The sequence below is a fragment of the Pacificoceanicola algae genome, assembly GCF_049341065.1.
Classification (GTDB): domain Bacteria; phylum Pseudomonadota; class Alphaproteobacteria; order Rhodobacterales; family Rhodobacteraceae; genus Pacificoceanicola.
Window position 1 is genome coordinate 76,722 of sequence record NZ_JBMPIX010000011.1, and the last position, 15,258, is coordinate 91,979.

15 protein-coding genes are annotated in these 15,258 nt (G+C 62.0%); 5 read left to right on the forward strand and 10 right to left on the reverse strand.

Annotation, left to right across the window (positions count from 1 at the left end; all coding sequences use genetic code 11):
• Positions 1–49: 49 nt before the first annotated feature.
• A complete protein-coding gene (locus ACOYQJ_RS16320) occupies positions 50–1,216 on the forward strand; it encodes a replication initiation protein (protein ID WP_422907147.1) in 1,167 nt (388 codons plus the stop codon).
• Between the two features lie 38 nt (positions 1,217–1,254).
• Here ACOYQJ_RS16320 and ACOYQJ_RS16325 read toward each other — a convergent pair whose 3' ends face one another.
• Genes ACOYQJ_RS16325 through ACOYQJ_RS16340 form a run of 4 tightly spaced genes read right to left on the reverse strand, consistent with a single transcriptional unit; the run spans position 1,255 to position 5,096 of the window.
• Complete coding sequence (locus ACOYQJ_RS16325; protein WP_422907107.1) at positions 1,255–1,503, reverse strand: MoaD/ThiS family protein; 249 nt, start codon at positions 1,501–1,503, stop codon at positions 1,255–1,257.
• 4 nt (positions 1,504–1,507) lie between these two features.
• On the reverse strand, positions 1,508–3,751 hold the full coding sequence (locus ACOYQJ_RS16330) for a xanthine dehydrogenase family protein molybdopterin-binding subunit (protein ID WP_422907108.1): 2,244 nt from the start codon (positions 3,749–3,751) through the stop codon (positions 1,508–1,510).
• Entirely contained in the window at positions 3,751–4,233 is a 483-nt protein-coding gene (locus tag ACOYQJ_RS16335; protein WP_422907109.1) for a (2Fe-2S)-binding protein, read from the reverse strand. Before ACOYQJ_RS16335 ends, ACOYQJ_RS16330 begins: the two co-directional genes overlap by 1 nt.
• A 2-nt stretch (positions 4,234–4,235) precedes the next feature.
• On the reverse strand, positions 4,236–5,096 hold the full coding sequence (locus ACOYQJ_RS16340) for an FAD binding domain-containing protein (RefSeq protein WP_422907110.1): 861 nt from the start codon (positions 5,094–5,096) through the stop codon (positions 4,236–4,238).
• 228 nt (positions 5,097–5,324) lie between these two features.
• Between ACOYQJ_RS16340 and ACOYQJ_RS16345 the strand changes: the two genes are divergently transcribed.
• The 3 genes from ACOYQJ_RS16345 to ACOYQJ_RS16355 all read left to right on the forward strand — a co-directional run bounded on the left by ACOYQJ_RS16345 (position 5,325) and on the right by ACOYQJ_RS16355 (position 7,929).
• Entirely contained in the window at positions 5,325–6,068 is a 744-nt protein-coding gene (locus ACOYQJ_RS16345) for an SDR family NAD(P)-dependent oxidoreductase (RefSeq protein WP_422907111.1), read from the forward strand.
• A gap of 105 nt (positions 6,069–6,173) precedes the next feature.
• Positions 6,174–7,202 (forward strand): four-carbon acid sugar kinase family protein, encoded by a 1,029-nt coding sequence (locus ACOYQJ_RS16350; protein ID WP_422907112.1) that lies wholly within the window; start codon positions 6,174–6,176, stop codon positions 7,200–7,202.
• Positions 7,195–7,929: a FadR/GntR family transcriptional regulator gene (locus tag ACOYQJ_RS16355; protein WP_422907113.1), complete on the forward strand. Its 735-nt coding sequence runs from the start codon at positions 7,195–7,197 to the stop codon at positions 7,927–7,929. The genes ACOYQJ_RS16350 and ACOYQJ_RS16355 overlap by 8 nt, the downstream gene beginning before the upstream one ends.
• On the opposite strand, the gene ACOYQJ_RS16360 is transcribed toward ACOYQJ_RS16355, so the two are convergent.
• The 5 genes from ACOYQJ_RS16360 to ACOYQJ_RS16380 are packed head-to-tail and all read right to left on the reverse strand — an operon-like array spanning position 7,926 to position 13,033.
• Positions 7,926–8,894, reverse strand: coding sequence for a ketopantoate reductase family protein (locus tag ACOYQJ_RS16360; RefSeq protein WP_422907114.1), 969 nt, complete (start codon positions 8,892–8,894; stop codon positions 7,926–7,928). The genes ACOYQJ_RS16355 and ACOYQJ_RS16360 overlap by 4 nt on opposite strands.
• Before the next feature lie 14 nt (positions 8,895–8,908).
• Positions 8,909–10,030, reverse strand: a complete 1,122-nt coding sequence (locus tag ACOYQJ_RS16365; RefSeq protein ID WP_422907115.1) for an iron-containing alcohol dehydrogenase — start codon at positions 10,028–10,030, stop codon at positions 8,909–8,911.
• A gap of 11 nt (positions 10,031–10,041) precedes the next feature.
• Complete coding sequence (locus ACOYQJ_RS16370) at positions 10,042–10,947, reverse strand: dihydrodipicolinate synthase family protein (protein WP_422907116.1); 906 nt, start codon at positions 10,945–10,947, stop codon at positions 10,042–10,044.
• Positions 10,944–11,891 carry a 4-hydroxythreonine-4-phosphate dehydrogenase PdxA gene (gene pdxA / locus ACOYQJ_RS16375; protein WP_422907117.1) on the reverse strand — a complete coding sequence of 316 codons (948 nt, stop codon included), beginning with the start codon at positions 11,889–11,891 and terminating at the stop codon, positions 10,944–10,946. The genes ACOYQJ_RS16370 and pdxA overlap by 4 nt, the downstream gene beginning before the upstream one ends.
• A complete protein-coding gene (locus ACOYQJ_RS16380; RefSeq protein WP_422907118.1) occupies positions 11,888–13,033 on the reverse strand; it encodes a sialidase family protein in 1,146 nt (381 codons plus the stop codon). The genes pdxA and ACOYQJ_RS16380 overlap by 4 nt, the downstream gene beginning before the upstream one ends.
• Before the next feature lie 264 nt (positions 13,034–13,297).
• On the opposite strand from ACOYQJ_RS16380, the gene ACOYQJ_RS16385 reads away from it, so the two are divergent.
• Entirely contained in the window at positions 13,298–14,191 is an 894-nt protein-coding gene (locus ACOYQJ_RS16385) for a DMT family transporter (RefSeq protein WP_422907119.1), read from the forward strand.
• A gap of 5 nt (positions 14,192–14,196) precedes the next feature.
• Here ACOYQJ_RS16385 and ACOYQJ_RS16390 read toward each other — a convergent pair whose 3' ends face one another.
• Entirely contained in the window at positions 14,197–15,108 is a 912-nt protein-coding gene (locus tag ACOYQJ_RS16390) for a LysR substrate-binding domain-containing protein (protein ID WP_422907120.1), read from the reverse strand.
• Between the last annotated feature and the right edge of the window lie 150 nt (positions 15,109–15,258).

Consider the following 15,258-nt stretch of genomic DNA (forward strand, 5'->3'; position numbering starts at 1 on the left):
GGATGCGATACTGCCTCAAAACACAAGCCTGATACAAAGGTGAGCAGTCATCGATACGATTCCCAAAGACGCGCTGTCCGGCGCCCTGCGGCGTGAGAGCGTCAAAAAGAACGTGGCGGCGATCCACGTTTCGGGAAAGCTGTCGCTGCTTCAGCGTAAGCTGAGCAATGTGCTGCTGCTGAACGCCTATGACACGCTGGTGACCAGTGCCAGCCACAGGATAGATGCCCGCACTTTGTGCCTGATGATCGGCTACAATTCCAACGACACTGACACGCTAAAGACCGCGCTGCGTGGGCTGGCCGAGACCGTGGCGGAATGGGACATGTTGGATGAACGCGGGCGGCAGGAATGGGGCGTCTCGGCGTTGCTGTCTTATGCCAAGCTGCGCGACGGGATCTGCGAATACGCCTATTCCCCGGCCTTGGCGGAAAAGCTGCACGATCCGAAAGTCTTTGCGCTGATCAATCTGAATATTCAGCGCCAATTCACCGGAGGCCACGCGCTGGCCCTCTACGAAAATTGTTTTCGCTTTGTGAACACTGGCAGCACCGGTTGGTGGCCATTGGAAACGTTTCGGCGCCTGATGGGCGTCGATGGATCGGATTATTATAAAAGCTTCAAACAACTGAATGCCAAGGTGATCAAATCCGCGGTCGCCGAGGTCAACAAGGTCAGCGATATCATTGTGACGCCCGAGACCCGAAAGATGGGGCGCTCGGTTACGGACATTAGGTTCAGGATCAAACGCAATCCGCAATTGGCGATGATGAATATCGACGATGGCGAGGGCGTTCGAACCGGGGCGGTGTATCAGCGCCTGTTGGGGCTGGGGGTCAGTGACCGGCTGGCACGGCAATGGATCAGTCAACACGGCGAGGACCATGTCGCTGACAAGATCGCCTACGTGGCCGCTCAGGACGGGGTGAAAAGCCCTGCACGCTATCTCAGCGCGGCGCTGCGCGAGGATTTCGGCGAAGCAGTAGGGCAGGGGCCTTTGGTGGGCCGTGCAGCCCGGTTGAAGCGCGTTCAGGATCTTGTGGCGGCACGCTCGCCCACGCAGCGGGATGCGGACCGACGACTGTTCCTGAACCAATTGGCGGACTCGGGCAAGCGGGCGGATTTCGAACGACATGGCTGGATGTCAGCGTTGAACGCCGAAGCCGTCTTTGCCTTTTGGGAAGATCTGGAACCGGGGGCCTTCGACGGGATCTAACCCTTTGCCTGAAGGCACAACGATTGACGGGCGGCGGATTAGCCGCCCTTGAGCCGCTGCATGAGAAAGATCTCATTCTCTTCCGTGATCGGGATATGACGCCCCGTGGTAATCTCGCCGTCAATCGCCACCGAGACTCCGGCTTCGAGCAAGGGGCCAAGGCCTGGATGCGCCTCGGTCAGCGCATCCAGCATTTCTCCGACGGTCGAGGCCTCGACCGTGACCGCCTGTTGACCGTCGGTGAGACGGCGCAGTCCGGACCACAGGTTGACCTCGACCATCGCCATGTCGTTACCCCTTCGCCGCCTTGATCGCCGCCAGAACCTTGGGCGGTGACATGGGCAGGTGCCGCAGACGTGCGCCTGTGGCGGCGTGGATCGCGTTGGCGATGGCGGGCAGGGGCGGGGTGATGCCGGTTTCGCCGACACCGCGCACGCCGTAGGGGTGGCCGGGGTTCGGCACCTCGACGATCACCGTGTCGATCATCGGCAGGTCGGACGCCACCGGCACGCGGTAGTCCAGAAAGACCGGGTTCAACAGATGCCCGTCCTTGTCATAGACGTACTCTTCATTCAGCGCCCAGCCGATCCCCTGTGCCGCGCCGCCCTGATACTGCCCCTCGACGTAAGAGGGGTGGATCGCGCGTCCCGCATCCTGAACCACAAGGTAGCGCAGGATGGTGGTGCGCCCGGTTTCGGGATCGACCTCGACATCGACCACATGCGTGCCAAAGCTTGCACCGACACCGCCGGGAACGGATTCATGGTGTCCGGAAATCGGGCCGCCTGTGCTGCCCATCTTGCTGGCAATCTCTGCGATGGTCATCGGCCGGAACTTTCCGGCGTTTGGACCGGCAGGTTGCGCCGCGCCATCCACCCATTCCACGGCATCTTCGTCGATGCCCCATTCATTGGCGGCGCGGCGGCACATTTCCTTGATCGCATGAGTCGCGGCTTCGACCGCGGCCTTGCCGCTGGCAAAGGTGGCCCGGCTGCCGTGGGTCGGCTCGTTCACGCCAAGCGCACCGGTTTCGACCACGTTCACCCGCACATCTTCGTAAGGGATGCCCAGCGTTTCGGCGGTCATCAACGCGATCGAAGCGCGGCTTCCGCCGATATCCGGGGTGCCGACAGACACCTGCGCAGTGCCGTCCTCGGAGATTGCCATCGAAACCGAGGTTTCGCCGCCGTGGTTGAACCAATAGCCCGAAGCGATGCCGCGGCCCTGATTGGGGCCAAGCGGGGCAGAGAGGTTCGGGTGCGTCTTGGTGGCCTCCAGCGTTTCGATCAGGCCGATGCTGCCGAATTTCGGGCCATAGCTGGCCCTGTCCCCCTCCTTCACGGCGTTTTTCAGGCGCACGTCCAGCGGATCAAGGTTCAGCTCGCGACACATTTCGTCGACAAGGCTTTCGACTGCAAAGGCCCCCATGGGCGAGCCCGGCGCGCGGTAGGCGGCACATTTCGGGCGGTTGGCCAGAACGTCATACCCGACGTGATGCACGGCAGGCAGTTTGTACGAGGCAAAGGCGCAATACAGCGCCATGTCTACCGGTGCGCCCGGAAAGGCACCGCCCTGCATGCGGAATTCGGCATTGGCGGCAGTGATGCTGCCATCCTTTTTCATGCCGATCTTGACGTCCATCGAGGCGGATGCGGTCGGCCCGGTTGCGCGAAGCACCTCAGCGCGGCTCATCACCAGCTTGACCGGACGCCCACCCGCCTTGCGCGACAGCGCCAGCGAAAGCGGTTCCATGAAGATCGTGGTCTTGCCACCAAACCCGCCGCCAATCTCGGACGGAGTGACGCGCAGTTGCGACGCATCCAATCCCAGAACGGCGGTACACATCTTGCGGATGAACCACTGGCCCTGTGTGCAGACCCACATTTCGCCCTTGCCGTCCTCGCCCAGCTGGCCAAGGCAGGCGTGCGGTTCGATATAGCCCTGATGGGTTGCTTCGGTCTTGTAGCTGCGCTCCATCACCAGATCGGCCTCGGCAAAGCCGGCTTCGACGTCGCCGTGACCGAACTCCATGTAGCGCACCACATTGGGCGGGCTGCCTTCGGGGACGGTGGCATCGGCGGCACCTTGGCGGATCACCGGGGCGTCGGGTTTGATCGCCTCGTCCACCTCGGTCACATGGGGCAGAACTTCGTACTCCACCTCGATCAGGCGGGCGGCGTCTTGCGCCAGCAGCGCCGAAGTGGCGGCAACAGCCGCGACCGCATGGCCGTCATACAGCGCCACGTCCCCGGCGATAGTGTTTTCCTGCAGGTTCCAATCCTCACCGGTCAGCCCGGTGGGAAAATCGGCGCGGGTGACCACCGCCTTGACGCCTTCCAGCGCCTCGGCCTTGGAGGCGTCGATTTTGACGATGCGCGCATGGGCATGTGGCGATCGCACGACCGCTGCGAACAGCATCCCCGGCGCCGAGATATCGGCACCATAGCGCGCCCGACCTGTGACCTTGTCCAGACCATCGGGGCGGTTTGGCCGGGTGCCGACCAGCTTGAATTCCTTGAACTCGTCTTTAGCCATCACGCAGCCTCCCCACGCAGTTCGGCGGCCGCATCCATCACGGCGCGCACGATCTTGTCATATCCGGTACAGCGGCACAGGTTGCCTGCCAGCCAATAGCGGACTTCGGTTTCGGTCGGTTCCGGGTTCTGCTCCAGAAGCGCCTTGGCGGCGACCAGAATGCCCGGCGTGCAGAACCCGCACTGAAGCGCGGCGTGTTCGATGAATTTACGTTGCAGCGGGTGAAGCTCAGCGCCCTTGGCCATGCCTTCGATGGTTTCGATGCTCTTGCCTTGGGCCTCGACCCCAAGCACGAGGCAGGAACTGACAAGCGTGCCGTCCAGCGTCACCGAACATGCGCCGCAATCGCCAGTGCCGCAGCCTTCTTTCGAACCGGTCAGGCCAAGGTGGTCACGCAGGCAGTCCAGCAGGGTTTCGCGCGGATCGGTGAGGAACTCGACCGGATCGCCGTTTACTGTGGTTGTCACATGGATCTTGCTCATTTTCAGGCTCCTTTCGCCCGGTCATAGGCGATGCGGGCGGCGCGTTTCGCAAGCACGCCCGCCACGTCGGTGCGGAATTCGATCGTTCCGCGTTTGTCGTCAATCGGGGAACAGGCGGTGCGGGCCGCAGCGACCAGCGCGTCGATGGCCGCGTCGTCCAAGGTGGTGCCGATGATTGCGGTGGCGGCGTCCGGGACAACAACCACGGTGGGGGCGACAGCGCCAAGAACGACGCACGCTTCGGTGATGGTGTCACCATCCAGCCGCAGATTGACGGCGCAGCCGACAACAGCGATGTCCATTTCCGTGCGCGGGATAAAGCGCAGATAAGCGTCACCCCCATTTGCGCCGCGCGGCGGCAGGGTGATGGCCGAGATCACTTCGCCAGCGGCCAGTGATGTCTTGCCCGGCCCTGTCGGGATGTCCTGAACTGCAACCTCGCGGGTGCCATCAGGGCCGGTCACGGTGACCATGGCGCCTGCGGCCACCAGTCCCGGAACGCTATCCGCCGCTGGTGAGCCATTGCACAGGTTGCCGGTCAGGGTCGCACGACCTTGAATCTGGGTCGAGCCGACCAGTTCCATGCCTTCAACCACGCCGGGCCAATCGCCGGTCAATCCATCATGCGCGCCGAGTTCGGCGCCAGACACAGCGATACCAATACGCCAGCCGCCCTCGGGCGTTTGGGCAATCTCGCGTACGCCAGCGATCTGCTTCAGGTCGATCAGATCGTCGGGGATCACCATCCCCGCCCGCAACTGGACAAGTACGTCGGTGCCCCCAGCCAGAAACCGCGTCACGCCAGAGGCCGAGGCGGCGACGCGGGCGGCTTCCTCGAATGTTTCAGGTGTGTGGTAACGCATTTCGGTTCCTCTTCGTGCGGAATGTATGCCGGTGGCAGGCCCACCGTTTGATGACAGGCAGGCGCCCAAAGGCGCGATGTCTTGGCAACACCCTGCCAGTAGCCGCAGGGCTCCGCAACACCCGAGCGCAGGTCATTTGCCATTGCTTGCCTATCGCCGGACGCTCGGCAATGCTGCGCGGATCACGGCGACCCAGCGGTCATGGCAATTTACAAGAGGAGAGGTGTAATGCTGAAGGGCAAAACAGCGATCATCACTGGCGCAAGCCGTGGTATCGGCCGGGCCTGCGCGCTGCGGTTGGCCGGGGCAGGGGCCTCGGTCGTGTTGCACGGCACCAACGCGCAAAAACTGGCGGACCTCAAGGCCGAGATCATCGCGGCTGGCGGAAGGGCCGAGGTCTTTGTTGGCGATGTCGCTGACCCCAATACCGGGCCTGCTGCGGTGGCCTTTACGCTGGACAAGTTCGGCTCAGTCGATGTGCTGGTGAACAATGCGGGGATCAACACGCGGGCGCCGACGTTGGAAATGTCGCTTGAGGACTGGAACCGGGTGATCGACGTCAACTTGAATGGCACATTGCACTTTTGTCGCGCGGTGCTGCCGGAAATGATCCGTCAGAAGGGTGGGAAAATCGTCAACGTCAGCTCGACCACGGCCAAGACCCCTCACAAGAATGCCGCGCCCGCCTATGGCGCTTCAAAGGCCGCAGTGAATTATCTGACCATGCATCTGGCTTATGAAATGGCCCCGCACGGTATCCGGGTGAATGCCGTTTGTCCCGGCCCGGTTGAAACCGACATGTCGGCGCAATGGAGCACGGACTACCGGGAAAAAGTCACCGCCGGCGTGCCTTTGGGCCGGCTTGGGGCGGCACAGGACATAGCCGAGATTGTGCTGTTTCTGGCATCTGAGCAGTCTGCGTTCATCACGGGCGAGTCGATCAACGCCAATGGCGGAACGTATATGAATTGACCCCTTGTCCAATGCCGGAATGCTGACAAATCCAAAGCTTAAACCCTTTGACAAAAAATGAAAAAGACTGGAATATCGGACAACTGAACAAATTGCACTCGACCCATGCCGCACCTTGCCATAATCGCAGATGATCTGACCGGCGCTTTGGACAGCTCGGCGCCATTTTCCGGGTCTGGAAAGGTGGTGGTTGCCACCGATGCGAATGCGATTGAAAAAGCCCTGCAAGAACAACCCGATGTGATCGCGGTTTCGACCCGCTCGCGCGAAATCGCGGTGGCCGAGGCGCGGGACCGGGTGGCACAAGTACTGCGCCAGTTGCCGGCTGAAACGCGGCTGTTCAAAAAGATTGATTCCCGGCTGAAGGGCAACATCGCCGCCGAGCTGGAGGCTTTTGGGCCGCGCCACATGCTGGTTGCACCGGCCATTCCTGACTTTGGGCGGGTGGTGCGGGGCGGCAGGTTGTCCGGCTTTGGTATTGAAAGCCCGATCAATGTGGCCAGAGTGTTGGGCCGCGCTGCGGACATGGCCGTTATCCCCGAGGTGACAAGCGCCGAAGACATGCACGAGGCTTTGCGCGATTTGGCAAGTGATACGATCCTTGTTGGCGCGCGCGGGTTGGCAATGGCTCTAAGCGGCATGGCGCAGGCCCGGGACGTTGTGTTTGATAGGCTTGCAGGGCCGATTTGTTTTGCGGTTGGATCAACCGATCCGATCACACTGGCGCAGGTTGCGCGGTTGCGGCAGGTTCGTGGCGATATTCAGGTGATCAAAGCGCCCGGCGGACAGGTTCCGGAAATTTCGGGCCCGCCAGCAGAGGTCACTTTGTTGCAGATCACTCCTGGCGAAGACACCTCCGCCCGAAGGGCAGCACAACGATTTGCTGAGGGTGCCGCACCAGTTTTGCGCCTTGCGCAAACCGTCTTGATGACGGGTGGTGCCACCGCCGAGGCCATGCTTGATGAACAGGGGATCGACGTGCTGACCGTCACCGGCGAAGTCCTGCCCGGGTTGCCCTGTTGCCGGGTGGGGGAGCGCAGCTTTCTGACCAAGTCTGGCGGCTTCGGCGATGCCGAAACCTTTGTCAGGCTCGCCGAGATGGCCAAACATATGGAGGGTTGCGGCAATGACTGAACAACGCCCTGGCAAAGGCCCCGTTGCGGCATCCAATCGCAAAAGTCTGCCGGATGAAGTTTTTCAAAAGCTGATGCGTTCAATCAAATCCGGCGCTTACGATCCGGATGAACGCTTGCCGACGGAACATGATCTTGCAGCTGAGTTTCAGGTCTCGCGCCCGACGATCCGCGAGGCGCTGCGGCGGCTGCGGGAACAGGGCCTGATCTATTCGCGGCGCGGCGCCGGCAGCTTCGTGCGTCAGGCCGGGGTGCGCGAACCTTTGGGTTTTGGCAGTCTCGAAAGCATCGCGGATCTGGACCGCTGCTATGAATTCCGTATCACGGTAGAGCCCGAAGCCGCCGCGCAGGCCGCGCTGCGGCGCGGTCCCAATACCCTTGAGGTGATTTCCGATGCGCTGGGGTTGATGCGCGACGCGACGGCCCAGTCCCGGCACCGCGAGGATGCGGACTTTGCCTTTCACCTCGCCATCGCCGAGGCCAGCGGCAACCAGTACTTCTCGACCGCGATGCAGGCGCTCAAGGAGCATATTGCCGTCGGGATGCAGTTTCATGGCCTGTCGCTAAAGGCATCAAGCGACGCGCTGGATGCGGTCTACCGTGAACATAAGGCGATTTTTGACGCGATCCGCGACGGGCAGTCCGATGAGGCCCGCGATCTGATGCGCCGCCATTTGAAAGGGTCGCGGGACCGGTTGTTTGATGGGCGGCAGGCCGAAGGCGGTTAAAGCCCCAGTTCGGTTGCCAGCTCGGCTGGAGACAACGATCCAGATGGGCTTTTTTCCCGTGCCAGCCGCGCGGCAAGAGCCGCGGCACGGCTGTTCAGCGGTGCGTCACTTCCGTTAAGCCGGGCGATCAAGGCAATCTCACCATTGAGATAGTCGGTTTCGATCGATCCGGCACCACGAGCCAAGCTTTGCGTGGTCGAGCCGCCAATCCGGTCAAGCCCTTTGATCGGCTCGATGGTCAAGAGCGTCCCGCGACGCGGATCGCCTGCGCCCATGTCCTGCCAGCGAATTCCGGCCATTTGATAGACCGCCTCAGCCTCTTGTTTGAGCGCGGCAATGATCTCGGGCGCTTTTACGCTCCGGCCCAAGGCGGCCTCGACAATATTCCCAAGATTGACCAGCAGCTTGCCGTATTTGTTCTGCATCGCCTCGTCCTGAACGAAGGTCTTGATGCGGGCCTCGGTCAGGGCGGCGGCCAGCGCATCATCCACGGCATCGCAGCCCTGCGGATAGCGCCCGATGTCAAAGACCCCAAGGTTCGGGTGGCCAAAGACAATTGCCTCGTCGGCTTGCATGTATTCGGCGGGCAGCATCACGTTGACGGCGTGGACATTGGGAAACAGGCGCAGCGCCATAGCTTCGTTGGCAACGCCGTTCTGCATGCAAAAGATCGCCTGGTCGGTGAAACCTGCCGTGCGCAGGGCTTCAAGCGCGGGCACCGTGTCCTGACTTTTGGTTGCCAGCAAGATCACGTCGTCAGGGCGCGGGGTGATTTCGGCTGGCGTCTCGACGCAGGGCAGGGCGACGGTGTCGTTGCCGTAATGGCTGCGCAGGGTCAGACCCTTTTCGCGGATCGCCTCCAGACGTTTGCCACGCGCGATCCCAAGGACATCCTTGCCTGCCAAGGCCAGCGTCGCGGCGACCACGCCGCCGACCGCGCCGACGCCAAAAATGATGATCCGCATTGCCAAGCCCCTTTTCAGTACGCCGCGCGGTAGATCGCTTCGATGTCAGTCACGCTCATGTCGCGCGGATTGTTGTCCATCAAGCGCCGGATGCCATGCGCCTCGGCGGCCCAGGCTGGCAGATCGTCTTCGCGTGCGCCATGCGTCTGCATCGACATTTCGATCCCCAGAGTGTTGCAGTAGTCGCGCGTTGCCGCAACCACGGTTTCGGGATCATCCGTGGCTGGCAGGCCAAGCGCCGTCAGCACCTCGGCCGTCTTTTCGGCGCGTGCGGGGGCGTTGAATCCCAAAACGTTCGGGAACAGCAGCGCGACACTCAGGCCGTGCGGAATGCCAGCGCGGGTGCCCAGCGGATAGGCCAGCGCGTGACCGGCGGCGGTGTTCACCGGGCCGAGGCATAGCCCGCCGTAAAAGCTGGACAGCAACATCCCGGCGCGGGCCTCGGCATCTGAGCCATCCTGCACGGCGCGGCGCAAAAATTGCCCCGCAAGCCGAATGCCCATGCGGGCGTAGTCATCCACCAAGGGGTGCGCGTTGATGTTGGTAAAGGCCTCGACGCAATGGGCCAGCGCGTCAACGCCGGTCGCGGCGGTGATGGCACTTGGCACGCTCATCGTCAGTTCGGGGTCCAGAATGGCGATGTCGGCGGCCATAAAGGGGCTTTCGACAGCGATCTTCATGCTGGTTTCGCTCGAGGTGATCAGCGCGCGGATGCCGCCTTCGGAGCCAGTGCCTGCGGTCGTCGCCACCTGCGCCAGAAGCGAAGATTTCTGTGCCACCTTGTTTGGCCCGGCGACCTCGATCAGGGTTTGATCGCTGTCCCACAGTGCCGCAACCAGCTTGGCAACATCCATGACCGATCCGCCGCCAAGACCCACTACAAGATCGGGCTTGCAGGCGCGGGCCGCTGCCAATGCAGCCTCTAGATCGGTGTCCTTGGGTTCGGGGTGTACGCCGTCAAAAACGGTGATCTGCCCGCGCAGGCCCAGCTTGTCGATCATCCCTGCGGTCACGGGCTGTGCGATAATCAGAACTCGGGCGTCCTTGGGTGCCCAGTCGCCAAGCCGCGCGGCGGTGCCGGTGCCAACCTCAAACCGTTTGGGCAAGTGCAGGGTGATTGCGCGTGATATGTCCATAGGGTCCTCTCTCAGCCGTCAAGCTGCTGCATTTGCGCCCAGACATCCTGCTGTTCGGCCTTGGTCAGCTCGACCAGCGGCGGCATCAGGTTGAGCCAGCCAAGATCGCCGCGCGACCGCGCGAGCATGGTCTTGACCGTCGGCAATTGAACATAGGCGTTGGTAAGCTCGCGCCAGTCGTTGATCCGGGCCTGTGCGGCGCCGACCTCATCGGATTTCGTCGGGTCGTTCCAGCCGTCCCAAACCGCACGCAGCGCGTCCGCGCGAAGGTTCGATGTGGCCGTGATGCAGCCTGCTCCGCCGACGCGCAGCAGGGGCAGCATCATCGGATCGGCTCCGGCCAGAACGCCCAGATCCGGGAACCGTTGGCAGAGCGCGGTCATGTTCTCCAGATCGCCCGAGCTGTCTTTGATCCCGCAGACGATACCGGGGAACTCGGCCATCAGCCGGTCGATCAGGTCGTGGCTGATCGGGATCTGCGTGACCTGAGGAATGTGATAGAGCACGACCCGGAGACGGTCATCACCAATCCCCTCGATCACCCGCGCGTAAAAGCGGAACAGCCCTTCGTCGCTGACACCTTTGTAGTAGTAGGGTGGCAGCAGGACGACGCCCTTGGCCCCAGCCTGCACCGCGTGGCGCGTCAGGGACAGCGTGTCACTGACCGATGGGGCCGAGGTGCCGGGCAGAAGGGTATTGGCGGGAATGCCGTGCTCGATCGCGGCGTCAACCAGCGCCATGCGGTCATAAAGGCCAAAGCTGTTGGCCTCGCCAGTGGTGCCCAGCATCGCCACGCCGTGGCAGCCTTCGTCCAGCAGCGCCCGGCAGTGTTGGGAAAACAGCGCCAGATCTGGCTTGCCATCTGCAGTGACGGGCGTTGCGGCAGCGCAATGGACGCCGTGGATCGCGTGTTTCAATGTCCCCTCCCGGCGGCCAGTTTGCGCGCGTAGGCGATGGCCTTTTCCATATTCTCATGGCTGGCAATTCCCTTTCCCGCGATATCGAACGCGGTGCCATGATCGACCGAGGTTCGGTCTATCGGCAGCCCAAGCGACACGTTTACTGCCGTATCAAAGGCGACCAGTTTGACCGGGATATGTCCTTGGTCGTGATACTGCGCGACCACCAGATCGAAGGCTCCGCTGTAGGCGCGGTGAAACACCGTGTCGGCGGGAATGGGCCCCTCGACGTTGATGCCTTCGGCCAGTGCCGCCTTGACGGCAGGGGCGATCTGCGTGTCATCCTCGGTGCCGAAAAGCCCGCCTTCCCCGCAGTGGGGGTTGATGCCTGCCACGGCAATCCGCGGGGTGTCATAGCCCAGACGTTTCAGGTGCTCATTGCCGATGCGGATTGTCTTGAGGATCGAGTCCGGTGTCGCCCTGTCGATGGCGTCGCGCAGGGACACATGGGTTGAATTGTGCACCACCTTCAGCCGCTCTGATGCAAGGATCATCCATGCTTTGGGTGTGCCGGTCAGATGCGCCAGCATCCCGGTGTGGCCGTCATAATGATGGCCCGCCGCGTTCAGCGCTGCCTTGTTCAGTGGCGCGGTCACGATGCAGCCTATTTCATCCGCCAGCGCGGCTTTGACTGCCGCCTCCATAAAGCGAAAGGCCGCATCGCCAGCCCGCGCGTCGGCCTTGCCCCAAGGCAGTGGGGCGCCAACGACGGGGATGTCGGTGACCGCCACGTCCTGTCCCGGCATCAGGCCGGTCTGAACCACCACTTCGGCGGCTTGAAGTGTTGTGAGGCAGCCAAAGATGCGGGTCTGTGCCCTGTCTTCTGCGCTCATTGCGGCCACGGCCTTGAGGATGATTTCCGGGCCGACGCCTGCGGGATCGCCCATCGTGATGCCAATCATTGTGCCTCCAGCCAGTCGCGGGTGAGCCGCACATATTTGATCGCGCGGCGATGGTAAGTATAGGCAAGGTGCAGCGTTCCGGCGTCATCCTCAACCAGCGAGGGGTAAGACATTTCCTTGTTGGCGCCGTCAACCGAATTGTTGGACAGACAGTCGCCGGGGCCATCTTCGACCACGATCCGTTTGGCGAAGCTGCGCCCGCCGTCATCCGATATCGCCAGTGTCATCGGCGCCCGGGGCACACCCCAGATCGGGTTGCAGCCGCCGCCTGCATTGGGGCGGTTGTCGTCCTTACCAAGTTCGTCATAGAGCGAGGCGCGGCGCGCGAGCGGGTACATTTCGGCGTTGGCCGGATTGCAGGCCATGGCGACGCGTCCATCCCGCAATCGGATCACAGAAATTGACGAATTATTGTTGGGAACATCGGTCGGCTCTGGCGCGCTCCAAGTTTCGCCGCCGTCATGGCTTTCGCAGCGGTGCACAAAGTCGGACTGGCGGCGGCGGAAGAAGGCGGCGTAGTGGTTTGGGCCGAGCGGTACGAGAGTCATATGCACGCAGCCCATCGACTCCGGCACATGCACCACACCCCATGTTTCGCCTGCATCCTGACTGATCGCCAGCGCGGCAGTGTCGTGGCTGCCGGTCCAGCGTTCGCCGGGGCGTGATACGCACATGAAAAGCGGTAGCAGCCAGGCGCCGTCGGCGCGCAGCTGGATAGGGGCGCGGATGAAGGTTCCCAGTGGCAGGGGCAGATCGCGCGGCGGGCCTCCTTCGGGGAGCATGCGCACGACGCAGGCGTCTTGATTGCCGCCGGGCTGTGCGGTGTGCAGGATCAATCTGCGTCCGTCTGGTGCATCGAACTGCACAGGATTTTGCTCCGAGCGGTCGGGATCGTCGGTCAACTGCTCGGCCTCTGACCAGCCGTCCGCCTTCATCTTCGAACGCCAGATGGAAATGTCGGACTTGCCTTCCAGTGATCCGCCGAACCAAAGGCAGGACAGCCCGTCAGCGTCCAGCGACAAAAAGGCTGCGTGATTCTGGATGCAGGGCGAAGGCAGCAGCGCGTCCTCCCGGCCTGCACCGTTCGGCGTCAGGCGCCCATCCATTTGAGCGACGATGTCTTCAGGAGAGAGCGTGCGCACCGATTCTATTTCCTTTGACTGTTTCGGGCGAGGGTGACGCGGCAAATCTTTCGACCTATAGTTACAAGTTGTCAAGTTGAAAGTTTGCATCGTAAATCCGTAATGGAATATAAGTTCATGTAATAAATAACAAATACATGAAAGTCGATCTTAGATTCTGAGAAAAACCAAAAATGTTGACAAGTTACTGGTTGCCTGAAACTATCTGGTATGACCACCGCTGCGCGTGTTTTACGTCTTGCGGTTACTTTTGTTGGAGCTGGGATGGCAACGGCCGGATGGAGCAAGGATACGGACCGCGCAGCACTTTTCGGCGTTGGCCTGATGCTATTGGCTGCGGTGTTTGGGGCCATCGATTCCGTCTTGGTGCGGCATCTCGCCGGATCGGTGCACCCCTTTGTCATGGGCTTCACCCGGGCGCTTTTCGGACTGCTTGTTGTTCTCCCCTGGATCGTGGCGCGGCCCGGCATCCTGAGATCCAACTACCGGTTTCGGCATGCCCTGCGTGCGGCCCTCAAGCTGGCTTCGCTTCTGGCCTATTTCGTGGCCTTCGCCACCGCGCCATTGGCGGACGTGACGGCGATCGCTTTTACGTCACCGATCTTCGTCACCATCGGCGCATGGCTGTTTCTGTCGGAGCGCCCGAGGGCGCTGCGGATCGCGGCCGTGGTCATCGGGTTTGTCGGGGTTTTGGTGGTGCTCAGCCCAGGGCGACAGGCGGGGATTTCCAGTGGCTTGCTCTTTGCGCTTTTGGGTGCGGTGCTGACCGCGCTCATTCAGCTGATCCTGAAGCCCATGTCCGGGCGCGACACGACCGAAGCGCTGGTCGCCTGGAACTTGATCGCAATGGTGCCAATCGCCGCCCTGCCTGCAATTCTGGTCTGGGCAACTCCGACGCCGTACGAATGGATGATCCTTGCGGTGCAGGGACTTCTGGGCGCAGCGGCAATGGGGTGCGTCACGCGGGCCTTCTACTTTGCCGAAGCCTCTCTGATCGTGCCGGTCGATTTCCTGCGCCTCCCCATCGTGGCGGCACTCGGGTTCTTTCTGTTTGGACAGGTTGCGCCGATGTCCACATGGATCGGGGCAACGGTCATCTTTGTCGCGATCCTTTTGATGGCGCGCAGCGCGCGGGGACAGGTCAGGCCGCAGCCATGAGCGCGTTATCGAAACTCGGCCAGAACCTGCGTGATGGTTTCGCGCATCCGCGCATAAAGCGGTGTGTCGCGCTTCTTTGGCCCAATGGTCAGGTACAGGGAAGAGCGGAAGCGTTTGGGTGTGGCGATGGAGCGATAGGTCAGATTGGCCATCTGAACCGATTGCGCCGAGGCGGGCACCAACGACACACCCAACCCGCCGTTCACACAGGCGAGGACTGTCATGGTCTGGCTGACCTCCATGACGATTTCCGGGGCGATGCCTTCGCTGGCGAACAGCGCAAGGTGTTGCTCGCGCAGGAAACCGCCGCGATCCGCCGAATAGCCGACAAAGCTTTCGTCGCGCAGGTCGGCCAAGGTGGGATCGGCGGCACGGGTCAGGGGATGCGCAGCCGGCAGCGCCAACACAAAGGGTTCGTTGACGACCTGCAAGCTCTCTATCTCGGGGTGACGACGTGCGGTGCGGGTCAGGCCCAGATCAAGGCGTCCCGACAGCAGAGATTGGACGATTTCGTAGCTCATCATCTCGGCTGGCTTGAAGGTAACTTGAGGCAAAGCGTGACGCATTGCCAGAGCGATGCGCGGAACGAATTCGATGCCCGCCGAGGGTACAAAGCCAAGCGCAACGTCGCCCGCTTCGCCGCGCGCGGCCTGACGGGCCATCAGCACCGCGTGTTCCGAGCGTTGCAACAAATCGCTTGCGCTAACCAGCAGGCTTTCGCCAGCGGGGGTCAGGCGGACCTCGCGGTTGGAACGTTCGAACAGGGTCTCGCCGATAGCGTATTCCAGCAATTGGATTTGCCGCGACAGCGGCGGTTGCGTCATGTTCAGGCGCACCGCGGCGCGGCGAAAATTCAGTTCCTCGGCCACGGCAATAAAGCAGCGAAGTTGGTACAGCTCATAGGCGGACTTGGCCATTCAAAGCGCTCCGATTGGGGGCTGGCCTGGGAAGCATGATACAAAATTTGGATCAATTCAATCCAAGGTCGGAACGTTCGACCGGAATTTGATGCGTATCCTAAACGGAATTCCGGCACGTCCAATGAGTCGTTGGCCGGAGAACTTGCG